The sequence below is a fragment of the Paraburkholderia sp. SSBN10T genome (assembly GCF_056619545.1).
In genome coordinates this window covers 225,141-240,600 of record NZ_JBWQQI010000011.1, presented here as the reverse complement: position 1 = coordinate 240,600, position 15,460 = coordinate 225,141, and the positions used below count along the sequence as shown (strand labels likewise).

Here is a 15,460-nt window from a genome sequence, read left to right as displayed (position 1 = left end):
GACCTTATGGGAACCTGAAGTGGCAGTCATGCTGAAGAGTCTGATCGGGTTTTCTTAATTTGACATAAGATAAATTATCAATATTTGAATGCTGACTAAATAAGAGATCGGATTCGCGTCGGCTCTTTGTGTATGCTAAATGAAAGGATTGCGCGAGCATGTCCGAGGCGTGTCTTCTTCAATCTCTTACAAGAAAAGCACCATGAAATATCCGAAGCTCCGCGAAATGGCGTACCACGCACAAGGCTTCTGCCTTAAGGACCTTGCATGCGAACTCCGTCGGTCTGAACGCCGCGTTGCGACTGGCTGGGTGGTCGCGAGCGCGTACCCTGGTGGGTGCCGGAGCTTTTCTGAACCCAACTCAACACAGCCAACGGCGGATGAACAAGAGACGTCGCCACGTGTCGCCTAGCCTTGCATCAAACATTTATCGTATGTACAATAAATTACAAGGGATCGAATTCGATCCAACCAAGGACCAGATCAATCGCAGCAAGCACGGAGTCTCACTGGCTCTTGCCGAGAGCTTCGAATGGGACAGCGCAATCGACGCTCTTGATGACCGTTACGCATACGGCGGGCAACGCTTTATCGCGTACGGCTTGATCGGCGATCGTGTCTATTGTCTGGTCTATAAGGTGCGCGGCGAAACGCTGCGTGCCATCAGCCTTCGCAAGGCAAACAAACGTGAGGTGAATGATTATGTCGAGCAAACGCACTATCGTGATGCCGGCCGATGAGGAAGATGTCGCGATCAATCGTGGCATCGCGGCAGATCCTGACACGCGTGAACTGAGCACCGAAGAAATTCGACGGATGCGACCAGCACGTGAAACGCTTCCAAAGCGGATCGGTGAAGACGCCGCGACCGAACTATTGAAACGCCGTGGCCGACCACCGGCCGACGTTACCAAGGTGGCTACTAGTGTCCGCTACGATCGCGATGTGCTCGACGCTTTTCGTGCAACCGGTGAAGGCTGGCAGACACGTATGAACGATGCGCTGCGCGACTATGCTAAATCGCACGGTATGATGTGATGAAAGTCCGCTTCGGCGGGCTTTTTCTTGTCCGTCTGCCCTTCTCTTCTCACGATCAAGAATTAAGCCCTAGCATCCGCCGCAGTTTCCCACTTGACCGCGTCTTTCCGGTATCCAGCAGCGCCACTTGGTATTAAGACACAGTGCAGCCGATCGGTTGCGTCGAAGCCAATTAGGATGTTGTCTCCCTCATGAGCGCGCGTCATTACCTTGTTTGATTGAAAATAAAGGCGGTATTCTGATCTTTTGGGATGTCTCTGCCTAGCGTCGTACCAAGTTACGTCTGCGGTATCACAGAGATCTTCACCACGCAAAGAGAAGATTGCCTGCCTTTCAAAGCTTTCGGCCCCGAAAATCTGTAGGAGCTGAGCGACACCATTGAACTCGTGTTGATTTGACGTTTTGGGGTCGGCTTCAGTCGCGGACAGCAGTTTTATGCACGCACGTGTAAGAGCAATCGGTTTATTCGCCATTGTCTTCTCCACACTCGGCAATTGAACTCATTGGGAAACTGCACTTTCATCTTCCTCGGTATAAGAAAGACGAGCGCGGAAGAACTCCCACCTCTCAATTAGTGCGGTGTGGTCCGGTCCGCTGGTGCCGTTCGTGAAGAGCGGCACCCCCTCAAACGAAGCGTATCCCATCTTCAGCAGCGCAGGGTGCAATGCAGCGGTCATGCTGGCAGGATCGACGGCCAGCAGTCCCAGATCGAACAATATGTGCAAATCGCTGCGCAACAATAGTCCATTTTGAACACCGTTTTCGTTTGTCTTGGCATACGGCGTAATGTGAGCCGCCTCGATAAGGCCGGGAAAAGCACATCGGCTTATTTGACATGCTTTGCCGTAGCGCCTGACAGGCCGCTCCCGGAATTGCGGCTGCCCTCGCCTTAGATTTACCTCTCGCAGTACGCGTCGCCGTGCCTCGATAATCGATCGAGGTATCTCAAAGTCCTTATCAACCTGCCCAATAGCATCTGGGGTGATCGTATCCGCATACTGCACCACAAGTTGGTGACAACCGATATCTTCCTTGAGGACTTCCTCGAGCTTTGCGAGATCGAGTTCCTTGATCGACATCTGGTCGCTCGGCCGCATGACTGCGTCATTCAACAACTGCATCGTCAACGCATGCGGTGACGGACGAAAGGTTCCGCCGTAATATGCCTCGAACGTCTTGACGTTGACCGTTTCACGCTTGGGCGTGTCGAAAGTATGATTGTCCCGGCACGCCCAACGCGGTTGCATCGTGGCGCGCTCCTTGATTTGGCTAATACCGCACTTCGGACAGCGCAACCGCTCCTTTTCACCCTCACCCGTGAGGATCCTCTCAATTCTCGCCATGCCCAAAATCTTGATCCGGGAGCGCACGACTACGACGTCACCCTCAGATATCTGCCGGTAATTTGAGACGTTGCTATCGTAGCGGTAGACCGAAGATGGGTCATCCTCATATCCCGCGTTTCCACCGTATTGACGCATCCCGTCGATCGTGAGAAGTGACCATACACGCGGACTTGCCACTATGCCTCCGGGCGATAAGTGAGATTGTTGCCCGATGCGTGCTTGAACACATACGGAAAATGATTTAGGTCGTGGCGTCGACAGCTAGACGTAAGCATTATGGTCCGGATGCTCGTTTATTATTGCGCCGTAGCGTGCCACATTCCCGGTCGGCACGCAATGCAGATACCTCAGCGAGCCACTGCGATTTACGCAACCAAGGCAGACTGGCAGAGCACCCAAAAACGGCAATCCACGTTCAACTGATGTTTCCAGCGAAGCAAATGACATTGCGTGAAATACGGCGTTCACCCCTGCTGCCAGACCGGGGTATCGCCGGTTACGTGGATCAGATCGAGCATTTCTTCCAGCGCAACAATTCTCCGTCCTAGTGAGAAATCGAATAGTGCTTTTCAGACAAAATCCGAAGCACAGATAATTAAGCAAAACATCCACGGTGGACTTGCTGCTCGAAACTGGAGAATTGCGCGTGCGGGGAAGCAGCTCTATCAGGATTTTTCTTGATATCGATTTAATATCTTGAAAATATTGGGCTGAATGCTATAACCATCTTCATTCACGCACCATTGTCATCTGACGAAAGTTCATTTTTTGAGAAGTTTCCTGCCTTACCATTGAGTAGGAGAGGCTTGTCTGGGGCAGAGATTATTGAGCATGACCGATCTACCCGAAGCCTTGGGAGGTTGGCTTGTGGCTATCCCAATTGACCAGTTCTTTAATATTCAAGATTTTGATTGATTTCACTGGCCAGGGATGATTGATTAATTATTGCGGGCGATTTATAAAAAATTACTTACCGATACCGAGGAGCAAGTCATGTCACCAAGAGTACTATCGGGACGTTTTACTCCCGCCGACATTACAGCTGGGTTGGGATTGCTTGCAGGTCTTGCCGGCACATGGAAAGGACACGGATTCAATCTTATCGCCCGCCCGGATTTTCACGACAAAACAGACCTCTATCTTCAGTTGAATCATACCCGCGAGACCTTGGTGTTTGAGCCTATTGGGTCGCCGGTTCCGAATCGCGGTTTCGGCCAGGATGATATTGAGCTATTCGGCCTGACCTATCTGCAAAAAATTAGTGATGCAGGCTACGACGGAGCACTGCACATTGAGCCCGGCATCTGGATTACCCAACCGAACACCCAGTTTCCGGTCGATAACGTCCCTGCTCCCTCGCAACTCGTCGCCCGAATGGGCAACATCCCGCATGGGAACTCGATACTCGCGCAGGGTGTCGCAGAACCGTTTAACGGGACACCAGTGCTGAAGGCGGGCGGCGCTGAGTACAGTTTTTCGCGATTTCCGTCTTTCAATAGTACCCCCTTTGCGGTGCCGCCAAACGCGCCCGCCATCGTGTTCAATGCTGCTGGCTCATCTGAAAAGCTTACCGCTCCGAAGATTCCTGCGACACCCTTTCCTCAGTATGATTTGAGCATTCCACCAGCGCCGGTACCGCTTCCGCCTGCCCTGCAGGCGGTGTTTAATCTGAATACCAGAACTCCCTTCGAGACCGTTCCGCCTGAACCAGTAATCCCCGACACACCAGAAAATCAGGACTTGATTAACGATCCTATTGTTCTTTTGCAAAGAGACATCGACAAGCTTGTCAGCGAAGGCTATACATTTTCGGGATTTTCACTCAATATTGCCAGCCAGACCCCAATCACATTTTTGACAAACCCAAACAGTGGTCCAGCAGGTCCGACTACTTCAGTTAGCTTACCGCAATTCGGTGGAGGGATTGAAAATATTCAGTTTCTTGGTGGGGCCCCTGTTAACGTCGGAGGAAAGCCGGAGCCTGCAGAAAACGCTGAGACGGCAATTGTCTACGCCACTTTTTGGGTCGAAACGGCAACAAATAAAGCCACCGGTCACGAGTTGATTCAGCTTCAGTACGCACAAATGGTGATATTGAATTTTCCGATATTTCACCTTCTTAATCCGCCCGCGACAACCCCGCCGACCGCCCCTGCCTTTGTCAATCTAGGGTGGCCGCACATATCAGTTGCAACACTAAGAAAGACGTTCGGCTGAATTTTTCAACGGCTTTGATGAGCTAGTGAAATGGCCTGGCCTGTCCACATCGCTCGTTTAGAAAAATGACCTTGCGATGAAAGCCAACGATCGCATCCTCCGTGCCTAAGCGGCTCAAAACTCACTTGGGCGCGGGGCACCATCCAAAGATGGCGTTACCCCTTAAGCGAGGTTGGCGCAAGCCCGATGTAGCTGCGAATCAGATCCGTATGCACACCATAGTCGTAGTCCAGCACCATCCGGTCACGCAGCAGCGGCTCGCCAAGCGCGTGCTGCTCTTCGAAAACCAGCGAACGTGTTGCGTGCTCGCTCGCCGCGACGTCCCAGACGAGATTCATCAAGAGATTCTTATGCGACGCCGAAACGCGCTGTGTGTCCAGGAACCATGCGAATTTCTGTCCGAACGCGGCGGGCTGAGACAAGTCCTTTTCGTGAAAGCGTAGGATCAAGCTCGGGCCTGAGTTTTACGCTCAGCCCGCCCTCTCAATCGTCGACCGAGCTCGCCGAAATCATGATCGCCAGGCTTGCAGCACCGTCAACTGAACACGTAACAGTCGCGAAATCCAGGTCCGCTGCGCAAACTACTCCACCTCTCCTGCCATTGCGACAAGCCGCGCATAATCACCGTTCCTGGCCACTAAATCACTGTGCTGTCCTTCTTCAACAATCCGGCCGTTCTCGATCACGAGAATACGATCCGCGGCCCGGATAGTAGAAAGACGATGCGCAATGACCAGCACGGTGCGGTCGCGGCAGATCTGCTCCATTGCCATCTGAAGCGCACGCTCGCTTTCGGCGTCGAGGTTCGAGGCCGCTTCATCGAGAATCAGAATGGGTGCGTCGCGCAGGAAGGCCCGCGCCACCGCAATGCGCTGCCGCTGTCCGCCGGAAAGGCGCGCACCGCGCTCGCCACAGACGGTCGCATAGCCGTGCGGCAGTGCCCGGATAAATCCGTCTGCCTGCGCAAGCTGAGCCGCGCGCTCGATTTGCTCTTGCGTGGCTTCCGGTTTGCCGAGGCGAATGTTGTCGGCAACGGATTCATTGAACAGGTGGACGTCCTGTGGCACCACGGACACCATTTTGCGCAGCGTCGCGAGCGGCAAGTCGCGCAGGTCTTGCCCGCCGATACTGATGCGGCCTCCCTGCACGTCCCAGAAGCGCAGCAGCAAGTTTGCACAGGTGCTTTTCCCCGCGCCCGAACGTCCGACAAGCGCAACCGTTTCACCGCGACGTATCGTAAAGGTCGCGTCGCGGAGGACCGCGTTGCGTTCCCCGCCATAACCGAAGCTCACCTCTTTGAAGTCGACCGTAGCGTCCGCCGGTTCGGCGGCATGGCCGTGATCTTCGACCTTCGACGGTTGCCGGAGGATCGTCACGATACGCTGTGCTCCCGCCTTCAGTGCGCTTAGTTTTCGCGCGGTCAGCGTGACCTCCATCACCGGCATCAGCGCGCCACCCGCAAGTGCGATCGCCAGCGGGAGAAACCTGGGTGGCAGGCGCCCTTCGCCCAACAGCCAGATACCCATTGACGCGACGGTCAGTACGGCAAGCGCAAACAAGCCGTCCATTGCGACCTGTTGCAACCCCGCACGTGATCCGTAGCGGCGCTGCGCGAGCGCGACGGCGGCGAATCTTTCTGTCAACCGGTGCAGGTGGGCGGCGCTGTGCCCGAAAATGGATAGCTCACGCAGCCCCTGAATGCTTTCGGTGACATCCGCGTTGAGAAGACCCACCGCCGCAGCCAGTTTTTCTCCCTCGACATCGGCGCGTCCCGCGAGCCAAAGCGGCACAGAAGCAAGCAACGGAACAAATGGAAATAGCGCCAGCGCCACCAGCCAGTGCACGAAGAAGAGCGCGACCAATGCGCAGGCCGGCACGATAATCGCGCCGACGTAATCGCCGAGCATGTGCGCGAAGAAATGCTCCATCAACTCGGCGTCGGTGGTTGCGATCGACGCAAGATCGCCGGTCCGCCGCCCAAGTACGTAAGCGGGGGCGGCGCGCTCCAACCCGTCATAGATGCGCACCTGCAACGTCTCGATTAACGCAAAGGCAAAATCGTGCGATACGTCTGCTTGCCACCAGCGAGCAATGGCTGCTGCCGCCACCGATAGCGCAAGAACCCAGAACCCCGGCACGAGCGCGACGGGCGCCGCATGCGTAAGCGCGCCGCCTACGAGCCACGCGCCGGCGGCGATACTCGTCACCGTTCCCGCCTGGGCGACGAGCCCCGCCAGGATCGTCAGGAACAACAGGGCCTTGCGTGATGACCCCAGGACGAGGAGCGCACCGAGGCCCGACCCGCGTTCTGCGATCTGACCGGGCATCGCAGTCGAATCGGCTTGTACTTCGTTCATACGAGTTCTCCATCGGCGTGGGCCAGCCTGGAATAGAGTCCGCCGCGCTGCGCCAGATCCTCGTGGTGTCCGGCTTCCCGCACCGTGCCGTCTTCGAGAACGAGAATCGAATCGGCATCACGGATCGTCGAGAGGCGATGAGCGATGACCACGGTGGTCCGCTGGCGGGCTTGCTCGGCCAAAGCTTGTTGAATCGCTTTTTCGCTTGCTGGATCGACATTCGAGGTTGCTTCGTCGAGCACCAGTATCGGCGTATCCTTCAGTAGCGCTCGCGCGATGGCAATACGCTGACGCTGCCCTCCCGACATCTGCGCGCCGCGTTCGCCGACCTCGGTCGCGTAGCCTTGCGGCAGACTCTCGATGAACGCGTCGATATGCGCGGCCTTCGCCACCGCCCGAATCTCGTCGCTGGTCGCATCGGGCTTCGCAAGGCGCAGGTTATCTTCGATGGTGCCGTGAAAGAGATACGTCTCTTGCGGCACGATGCTGATCAGATCCCTCAGGTCCGCATTCGCCAGGTTTCTGATGTCGATACCCCCCACCCGAATGCTGCCCGCCTGAGGGTCGAAAAACCGCAGCAAAAGCGCGGCGACCGTCGATTTCCCCGCGCCTGACGGCCCGACGAGAGCGACGAAATCGCGCTCGGGTATCGAAAATGACGCTGAATTCAGTGCCGGTGTGTCGGAGCCGGGGTACGTGAAGGTCACACTATCGAAGACGATATCGGAACGGGCGGGCGCAGGCATCGGCGCGGCCGGTTCGTGTACCGCCGGCACCTCCGAAAGAAGCGCCATGATGGGCCCCGCCGCGCCGCCTGCGGCCCATGCCGCATGAAGCGATTTTTCCAGGCGCTCGAGCGGACGAAACGCCTCGCGTGCGAGAAACAGCGTCGTAAGCACGACCAAAGACCCCGCTTCGCCAACCGATGCTCGCCAGGCCACGGCGCTCACCACAATCGCAAATCCGCCCAGCGAGACAAACGCCGTCAACCCGGTGCGCGCCAAGGTAACCGAGAGCGTCGCCATCGATTCGCGACGCAGCGCGGCCGCGCGTTGTGCCAGACTCTCACGCCGGATAGCCGAAGCGCCAAACGCCTTGAGCGTCGCAATACCCTGCAGGCTGTCGAGCAGGTAAGCTCCAAATTCGCCTAGTGCCGCAAACACACCTGACGATTTCGGCATGCGCCAGCGCAGCCAGAGCCTGTCGACGACCGGCAACGCAGTCACGAAAACGGCGAGCAGAAACGCCGAGCGCCAATCGAAGCACGCAAGACAAAGCACCACGCCCGTGCAACTGATCAATGCGATAAAGACAGCGGGAATGTACCCGCTGTAATACACCTCGAGTGCCTCGACTCCACCGACGATCGTGCTTTGCAAATCCCCTGCCTTGCTCCGCGCCGCAAAGCCAGGGCCTAAATCAAATAGCTTCTGCAACAGACGCTCGCGTAACTGGCGCCTGACATTGCGCGCGGTTCTTTGGGCGGCGACCTCCGCCGCCCAAACCAGCACACAACGCACCGCAACCGCAGCAGCCGCTGCTGCAATCCATCGGATCGTCTTTACCGTACTGCCGCCCTCATAAATCTGCGTCAATGCGAAGGAAAGGAGGACGCCTTGAAGCACATAGCCGGCGCTTACCACTACCCCAAGCACCACGTTCGTTCTGACGCCAAGTCGACCTATCATTTTCACTAGCTTGATTTCCATTACCTCTCCGACCCATTATGACTGGCGATGACTGACCTAAAGTCATAATAAAACTAACACGTGAACATCTGGCTTGCAACAGCGACTCTGAAGTCAATCAGGTGTACATGCGAAGAGCATTATTAGCCGGTTTTTAGGCCATGAAATCGAGGTTGATAGCGTTTCGATTTCGTTAATGACCGATAGTGCATAAGAGGGTTTGTCGCGCCATGAAAGCGCTGCATGCCGCATTATCAGTTAGAGATTCCAGGCGGAATAACCAAACATTTACCGCAGTCATCTTCAAGGAGATGAGCAGATGTCAGAACATGTGGACCAGACTGTTTGCGAGCCAGTCTCTCCGGAGCAAGTGCGAACGGTTGCCGAGAAACACGCTGCGAGTGCCGAACAGAATCGGCGCATCGCTGCGGAAGTTGTCGAGGTGCTTCTTGCACAAGGGTTCGCTCGCTATTTTGTGCCGCAGGCCTTTGGTGGGCTCAGTGGGCCGTTCACCGGTTTGGTTTCGTGGCTTCGCACGGTTGGCGCCGGATGTACGTCGGCTGCGTGGTGCGGAGCGATTTGCGCGGTAACGGGCCGCATGGCGGCCTACCTGCCGACACAAAGCCAGCGGGCGATTTGGGGAAACGGGCCGGACGTCGCGATCTCCGCGTCGTTCCGGTCGACCGGCAAGGTTGTCCCGAGCAAGGATGGATGGCTGCTTTCCGGCGAGTGGCACTTCTTGTCCGGCATTGACTTTGCTTCATGGGCCCTGCTGTGCATCGAACCGATCGGCGACGAACAGGCGGTTCGATACGCGGCCGTTCCGGCATCCTCGTATCGAATTATTGATAATTGGCAAACCTTAGGAATGCGTGGAACGGGTAGTAAATCGATTGTTCTCGATCAGATTTTCGTCCCTGCGCAAATGACGTTCCTGAAGAGGGATCTATGGAGCGGTCAGTCCGCCTATGCGCAGGGGCCGCGTTATCAGGTCTCGCCGATTGGCGCAGATCCTCATCTGTTTATGGCGTGCGCGCTCGGCGCGGCGACGGCGGCGTTGAAAACATGGAGCCATACCTTTCAAGGAGAACCGCCGGTCGGTGAGCTTGCAAGCATTTATGCCCGATCGGCCGCCGAACTCGACGCCGCGCAACTGCTGATCGAGCGCGGTTGCCAAACCATCGACGTAGGCGCGCTGCCCGCTGCGCTGGTGGCTCGCAATGCCCGCGACGCGTCTTTGGCCGCGGAGCTGGTGCTGACTGCGATCAACCGTCTGTTTCGGCTGGGCGGCAGCCATACCCATTTTTCGCACAACGCCCTGCAGCAGCACTGGCGGGACGTACAAACGCTCACCTCGCATGTCGGACTGCGGCCCGAATTCAACTTCGCCCAGTACACACGGACGGTTTGGTCGACGCGCTTCGCAAACAGCACCGGGCAGGCAAGGACGTTGGAAAGCGCTTAGGCATTTTCGAAACCTGGCCTCAACTGAAACATAACGGCGTTACTCATATGCACATCACCGACGAATCAACCTTCGACGCTCCGCCGCACGATCCCGTTCCGCTTCTTCGCTCATGGCTCGACCACGCAATCGAGAACAGCGCGTCCGAACCTGGGGCGATGGCGCTAGCCACGGCAGGCGCAAGCGGCCGGCCGTCCAACCGCATTATCCAGGTGCTTGAGATCAGGCCCGACGGCCTCGTCTTTGCCACGCACGCGCACAGCCCGAAAGGCAAGGACATCGCAGAAACGGGTTGGGCCTCCGGCGTGCTGTATTGGCGCGAGACCAAACGCCAGGCGATTGTTTCCGGCATTGTGGCCCCCCTGCCCGACCGGGATTCCGACATGCTGTGGTCGGCGCGCCCGATCGAGTCACACGCCATGTCCACGGTCAGCAGCCAAAGCGCCACGCTGGAAGATGAGGAGGCGCTGCGCAGTGATGCACTCGAGGCTCGCAAGGCGGGTGCCTTGCCGAGACCCAAGGGTTGGCTGGGCTACATATTGCGCCCGTCGGCTGTCGAGTTCTGGCAGTTCGCTCCCGATCGTCTGTATAAGCGGCTGCGCTATGAGGTCACGGAATCCGACTGGACCAACCGGCGGCTTCAACCGTAATGACACCGGCGCCGTCGACGAGCTGTATCAGCCAGCTTCAGACAGCCTAAGACCCAGCAAAGCCTGGATCCAACTTCAATCGAATCAGGAGAAACAGATGGCAGGCATTCCAACCATCGATCCGTATCACCTTCCGCAACGAACGGACGTGTGTGCCAATATCGCCGGATGGCGCCCTGACCCCGAACGGGCCGTCCTGCTCGTGCACGACATGCAGCCGTTCTTCCTGCGGCCGTTGCCGGGCGACACCCTCGCCCAGCCGCTCGTTGCGAAGGTGGAAAGTCTTGTAAGCGGCGCACGCGCGCTCGGCGTGCCGATTGCGTACACCGCGCAACCCGGCGGGATGACCGTCGAGCAACGAGGACTGCTGACGGATTTCTGGGGCCCCGGAATGAAAGTGGATCCGGTGGACCGCGAGATTCCCGGAGACCTGGCGCCGCGCAATGGCGACTGGATCTTCACCAAATGGCGCTACAGCGCTTTCTTCAAGACCGATCTGCTTAACAAACTGCGCGAAGCCGGACGCGATCAACTGGTGATCTGCGGCGTGTATGCGCACATCGGCATCCTGGCAACGGCGATTGAAGCGTACTCCAACGACATCGAGACCTTCATCGTGGCCGATGCCGTTGCCGACTTCACGCGAGAAAGCCATTTGATGGCGTTGAACTATGCCGCGCAAGCGTGCGCAGTCGTGGCGTTTACCGAAGAGGTGTGGCGATGAGCGAGACCCTACTTTCGCTGCTACGTGAAGCACCGGAGCGCCTCGGCGCCTTTGCCCTGCTGGTTCGCGCAGACGCTGCCCGCACCCCGGTGCTGGAAATCCATGCGGGCGACATCGTGAGCTGTCTCTCGCTAAACGACATACCGGTGCCGCCGCCCGGCCAGCATGGCCCCGCCGCGATCGCGCTGATTCCTTACCGCCAGCTTGCCGAGCGCGGCTATGCGAGTGTCGACGACGGCGAACGGCTTCGCGTGATTCGCGTTGCGCGCCGGCAGACGGTACCGCTCGACGAGGCGTTGCGCCACTGGCCCGACGGCAACATCGATATTTCGGAAGGTCGCTTCGACGTCGAAGATGCCGCCTATGCGGAAAAAGTCAGCGAGATTATCGCCAATGAGATCGGCACGGGTGCAGGCTCCAATTTTGTTCTGAAGCGTACGTTCCAGGCCGAGCTTGCCGGGTACTCGCTTAAGACTGCATTGACCGCATTTGGCCGCCTGGTTCGCCGCGAGACCGGCGCCTATTGGACGTTCCTCGTTCACACCGGCGAAAGAACGCTGATAGGGGCGAGCCCGGAGCGTCACGTCAGCCTGAAGGCAGGCGTGGCCAGCATGAATCCGATCAGCGGAACGTACCGCTACCCACCCACCGGGCCGACGCTCAAGGGGATCGTGGAGTTCCTCGCGAACAAGAAAGAAAATGACGAGCTATACATGGTCGTCGACGAAGAGCTGAAGATGATGGCCCGCTTCTGCAAGAACGGCGGCAAAGTGATCGGTCCGCACCTCAAGGAGATGTCGCGCCTCGCCCATACCGAGTATGTGCTCGAAGGCGAAACCGATGCCGATCCGCGGGAAATCCTGCGCGAAACGCTGTTCTCGCCGGCGGTGACTGGAAGCCCGATCGAAAACGCCTGCCGGGTGATCGCGAAGTATGAACCCGAAGGACGGCGCTATTACGCCGGCGTCCTCGCCCTGCTCGGCCGCGATGCGCAAGACAAGCTCGAACTTGACTCGGCAATTCTGATTCGCACGGCGGACATCGACAGTTCCGGTTCGCTGCGCATCTCGGTCGGCGCGACGATCGTCAGGCACTCGGATCCCGAGTCCGAAGCTGCAGAAACGCGCACCAAGGCACTCGCGGTTCTGAATGCGCTCGGGCAAAACTCGGCGCCGGACTTCTCCAGCAATCCGATCGTGATTTCCGCGCTGCAGAGCCGCAACGACGGTATCTCCAGGTTCTGGCAAGCCGATGCGAAGCAGCGCGGGCAGATCATCCCTGGGCTCTCCGGGCGGGAACTGCTGATCATCGATGCCGAGGATGCCTTTACCGCCATGCTCGGCCAGCAATTGCGCGCGATGGGGCTGAAGATCTCGATCGCCCACTATGACGATAAACGCGTGCACAACGGCGATTGGGATCTGGCAGTCTTCGGCCCCGGCCCGGGCGACCCTCATAACAGCGCCGACCCGCGGATTCGGGCGCTGCGCCAGGCAATCTCCGCTAGCCTCAAACAGCGCAAACCGTTTTTCGCGGTTTGCCTGAGTCACCAATTGCTGTGCCTGGAGCTGGGTTTGCCGCTGGTGTGCCGGCGCCAGCCGAATCAGGGCGTGCAGCGCGAGATCAATTACTTCGGCACCCTGGAGCGCGTCGGGTTCTACAACACCTTCAACGCGACGTATCACGACAACGAACTATGGCACGGCGATACGCTGGTCGAAGTCTGCCGCGATGAGAGTTCACACGAAGTGCATGCGTTGCGGGGCAGCGGTTTTTCGTCGATCCAGTTCCACGCCGAGTCGGTCTTGACTCAACACGGAATCGAGATCGTCTCTCAAGCCCTGCTGGAAGCGACCGGCTCGCAGCTACCGCAAGTCAATTAGTCAGTTAAACGAATGGTCGCGGAATTCACTTTAGTCACGTAGGAAGCCTTTCATGACGTCATATGCTTATGTAGTTGCCGATGCCTTTACGGACACGCCCCTCTGCGGGAATCCGGTTGCAGTCTTTACTGACGCCGATGGCCTGTCCGCGACCGACATGCAGCGCATTGCACGCGAACTGAACCTGTCCGAAACCACTTTCGTCTTTCCTCCGAAGAGCGGCGGCGACTATCACGTGCGCATCTTCACGCCCGTCAACGAGCTGCCGTTTGCCGGGCACCCGACACTCGGCACCGCTGCGGTTCTCGGGCGCACGCACCCCACACGCGAACTCGTGATGGAAACTGGCATGGGGCCGGTGCCGTTCGTGCTGAAGCGCGACGCGGCGGCTTCCGTCAGTTCGGTGACGATGGAACAGCCGATTCCCACATGGTCGCACTACGAACTTGAACATGTGCTGCTCGAAGGGCTCGGCCTGCGTGCTTCGACGTTGCCTGTCGAAATCTACCGGAACGGCCCGCGGCATGTATTCGTCGGCTTGCCCAGCATTGCGGATCTTTCAGCGGTCAAGCCGGACCTGCGTGTGCTGGCGCAACTGCCGGACGTCGCGGCCAACTGTTTCGCCGGTTCCGGGAGCGAATGGCGGCTGCGGATGTTCTCCCCGGCGTATGGCGTGTCCGAGGATGCCGCGACGGGCTCGGCAGCCGGTCCACTGGCGCTGCATCTGATCCGCCATGGGCTGGTCGAGTTTGAACAGCCGGTCGTTATCGAGCAAGGCGTGGAAATGGGCCGGCGCTCGGTGATGCAGGCAACGGTCTTCGGCACCTTCGGCAACCTGGGGCCGATCCGCGTGTCGGGAACCGCAACCATTGTTGCGCAAGGCAACCTGATTCGCTGGTAAAGGCTGAATCCGCCCGCGCATAAGCATCTATGGTCAACAGCATCAAGGAGAAACACGATGACGCAAACTCTTGAAACACCCTCGCAACTGAACAACGACGAGGCATTACGGCGTCGCCACCGTGCGGTGATCGAGGATTACATGAGCCGGCGCGGCGAAGGACGGTTGACGCGCTATCAGCTATTCGCGCCGGATGGCGTGGGTGGACTGTGGACGAACGATACGCTCGAACCGATCGTCTCGCGCGGCCACGAAAATCTCAAGATCCACGGTGCCTGGTCGCTGCAATGTTTTCCGGATTGGGAATGGACCAATGTCTCGATCTTCGAGACCCAGGACCCGAACCGTTGGTGGGTCGAATGTGACGGCGCGGGCCAGATCCTGTTTCCCGGCTATCCGGCTGGCCGCTACGAGAACCACTTCATCCACAGCTTTCTGCTCTCCGACGGCAAGATCAAGGAGCAGCGCGAGTTCATGAACCCGTATCGCCAGATGCTTGCGCTGGGCATTCCGATTCCGCCGATTCGCCGGCAAGGCATTCCGGCAGACTGAACCTGTAGCGGATTGGAACTGGAGAGCGAGGTTGCCCGACCAGGGACCTCGCTCATTTGCGCACTCAGGTTTCGCGCATCACCGCTCTGGCGCACCCATGCAGCGCAGCAGCAGGTCTTCCACCGTCCGTGCGAGTTGCGCCCGGTTCACCCGCTTCTGCTTCAGGTAAGCGTTATCGACTACGCTATGGATACCGCTGAACAGAAACACGGCAGCCGAACGCGTGTCCGCAATCGACCATGCGCCGGCCTTCTTGCCCGCACCGAGCATCCGGTGCAGATCGTCGATCACGATGTTGTCGACCAGCCCTTCGCGCGTGCGCGGCCATGAGTCCCAGAACAGGGCGTCGTGCACGCGGATCGAATCAAGGTAGCCGAGCGCACAAGCCTTCGCCCATGCGCAGAGCCGCGCGTGCGGATCGTCTTCGGGCTGTTTCGCGACCGCGGCCTGAATACCATCCAGCAGCGTGCGGCCGAAACGATCGCCGAGGGCGAGCAGGAGTTCGTCCTTCGAGTCGAAATACAGATAGAACGTGCCCTTCGCCACGTTCGCGCCGGCCGTGATCTGATCGACGGTGGTGGCCGCCACGCCCTGCTCGACGAGCAGATTCTCGGCCGCGTTCATGATGTCGTTGCGCCG

Annotated in this window: 15 protein-coding genes; 9 read left to right on the top strand and 6 right to left on the bottom strand. The window is 58.3% G+C overall.

Features of this window, described 5'->3' with window-relative positions:
- Nucleotides 1-434: 434 nt before the first annotated feature.
- On the top strand, nucleotides 435-740 hold the full coding sequence (locus tag AC1ECK_RS19040; protein ID WP_480321524.1) for a BrnT family toxin: 306 nt from the start codon (nucleotides 435-437) through the stop codon (nucleotides 738-740).
- Nucleotides 703-1,038: a BrnA antitoxin family protein gene (locus AC1ECK_RS19035; RefSeq protein ID WP_480321522.1), complete on the top strand. Its 336-nt coding sequence runs from the start codon at nucleotides 703-705 to the stop codon at nucleotides 1,036-1,038. The genes AC1ECK_RS19040 and AC1ECK_RS19035 overlap by 38 nt, the downstream gene beginning before the upstream one ends.
- A gap of 62 nt (nucleotides 1,039-1,100) precedes the next feature.
- On the opposite strand, the gene AC1ECK_RS19030 is transcribed toward AC1ECK_RS19035, so the two are convergent.
- Complete coding sequence (locus tag AC1ECK_RS19030) at nucleotides 1,101-1,511, bottom strand: type II restriction endonuclease (RefSeq protein WP_480321520.1); 411 nt, start codon at nucleotides 1,509-1,511, stop codon at nucleotides 1,101-1,103.
- Between the two features lie 27 nt (nucleotides 1,512-1,538).
- Complete coding sequence (locus AC1ECK_RS19025; protein ID WP_480321517.1) at nucleotides 1,539-2,519, bottom strand: HNH endonuclease; 981 nt, start codon at nucleotides 2,517-2,519, stop codon at nucleotides 1,539-1,541.
- A gap of 858 nt (nucleotides 2,520-3,377) precedes the next feature.
- Here AC1ECK_RS19025 and AC1ECK_RS19020 point away from each other — a divergent pair.
- Nucleotides 3,378-4,601 (top strand): heme-binding protein, encoded by a 1,224-nt coding sequence (locus AC1ECK_RS19020; RefSeq protein WP_480321515.1) that lies wholly within the window; start codon nucleotides 3,378-3,380, stop codon nucleotides 4,599-4,601.
- Between the two features lie 155 nt (nucleotides 4,602-4,756).
- On the opposite strand, the gene AC1ECK_RS19015 is transcribed toward AC1ECK_RS19020, so the two are convergent.
- The 3 genes from AC1ECK_RS19015 to AC1ECK_RS19005 all read right to left on the bottom strand — a co-directional run bounded on the left by AC1ECK_RS19015 (nucleotide 4,757) and on the right by AC1ECK_RS19005 (nucleotide 8,646).
- Nucleotides 4,757-4,939, bottom strand: a complete 183-nt coding sequence (locus AC1ECK_RS19015; protein ID WP_480321513.1) for a hypothetical protein — start codon at nucleotides 4,937-4,939, stop codon at nucleotides 4,757-4,759.
- A 243-nt stretch (nucleotides 4,940-5,182) separates the two neighbouring features.
- The gene (locus AC1ECK_RS19010) at nucleotides 5,183-6,928 is read right to left on the bottom strand and encodes an ABC transporter ATP-binding protein (protein ID WP_480321511.1); all 1,746 of its coding nucleotides are present in this window, start codon (nucleotides 6,926-6,928) and stop codon (nucleotides 5,183-5,185) included.
- 26 nt (nucleotides 6,929-6,954) lie between these two features.
- Nucleotides 6,955-8,646 (bottom strand): ABC transporter ATP-binding protein/permease, encoded by a 1,692-nt coding sequence (locus AC1ECK_RS19005; RefSeq protein ID WP_480321567.1) that lies wholly within the window; start codon nucleotides 8,644-8,646, stop codon nucleotides 6,955-6,957.
- A 319-nt stretch (nucleotides 8,647-8,965) separates the two neighbouring features.
- On the opposite strand from AC1ECK_RS19005, the gene AC1ECK_RS19000 reads away from it, so the two are divergent.
- The 6 genes from AC1ECK_RS19000 to AC1ECK_RS18975 all read left to right on the top strand — a co-directional run bounded on the left by AC1ECK_RS19000 (nucleotide 8,966) and on the right by AC1ECK_RS18975 (nucleotide 14,821).
- Nucleotides 8,966-10,111, top strand: a complete 1,146-nt coding sequence (locus AC1ECK_RS19000; RefSeq protein WP_480321509.1) for an acyl-CoA dehydrogenase family protein — start codon at nucleotides 8,966-8,968, stop codon at nucleotides 10,109-10,111.
- Between the two features lie 47 nt (nucleotides 10,112-10,158).
- Complete coding sequence (locus AC1ECK_RS18995) at nucleotides 10,159-10,761, top strand: pyridoxal 5'-phosphate synthase (protein WP_480321507.1); 603 nt, start codon at nucleotides 10,159-10,161, stop codon at nucleotides 10,759-10,761.
- A 97-nt stretch (nucleotides 10,762-10,858) separates the two neighbouring features.
- Nucleotides 10,859-11,485 (top strand): isochorismatase family protein, encoded by a 627-nt coding sequence (locus tag AC1ECK_RS18990; protein ID WP_480321505.1) that lies wholly within the window; start codon nucleotides 10,859-10,861, stop codon nucleotides 11,483-11,485.
- A complete protein-coding gene (locus tag AC1ECK_RS18985; RefSeq protein ID WP_480321503.1) occupies nucleotides 11,482-13,368 on the top strand; it encodes an anthranilate synthase family protein in 1,887 nt (628 codons plus the stop codon). The genes AC1ECK_RS18990 and AC1ECK_RS18985 overlap by 4 nt, the downstream gene beginning before the upstream one ends.
- 52 nt (nucleotides 13,369-13,420) lie before the next feature.
- Nucleotides 13,421-14,269 (top strand): PhzF family phenazine biosynthesis protein, encoded by an 849-nt coding sequence (locus tag AC1ECK_RS18980; RefSeq protein ID WP_480321501.1) that lies wholly within the window; start codon nucleotides 13,421-13,423, stop codon nucleotides 14,267-14,269.
- 57 nt (nucleotides 14,270-14,326) lie between these two features.
- Nucleotides 14,327-14,821, top strand: coding sequence for a PhzA/PhzB family protein (locus AC1ECK_RS18975; RefSeq protein WP_480321499.1), 495 nt, complete (start codon nucleotides 14,327-14,329; stop codon nucleotides 14,819-14,821).
- A 78-nt stretch (nucleotides 14,822-14,899) separates the two neighbouring features.
- Here AC1ECK_RS18975 and AC1ECK_RS18970 read toward each other — a convergent pair whose 3' ends face one another.
- On the bottom strand, nucleotides 14,900-15,445 hold the full coding sequence (locus AC1ECK_RS18970; RefSeq protein WP_480321497.1) for a TetR/AcrR family transcriptional regulator: 546 nt from the start codon (nucleotides 15,443-15,445) through the stop codon (nucleotides 14,900-14,902).
- Between the last annotated feature and the right edge of the window lie 15 nt (nucleotides 15,446-15,460).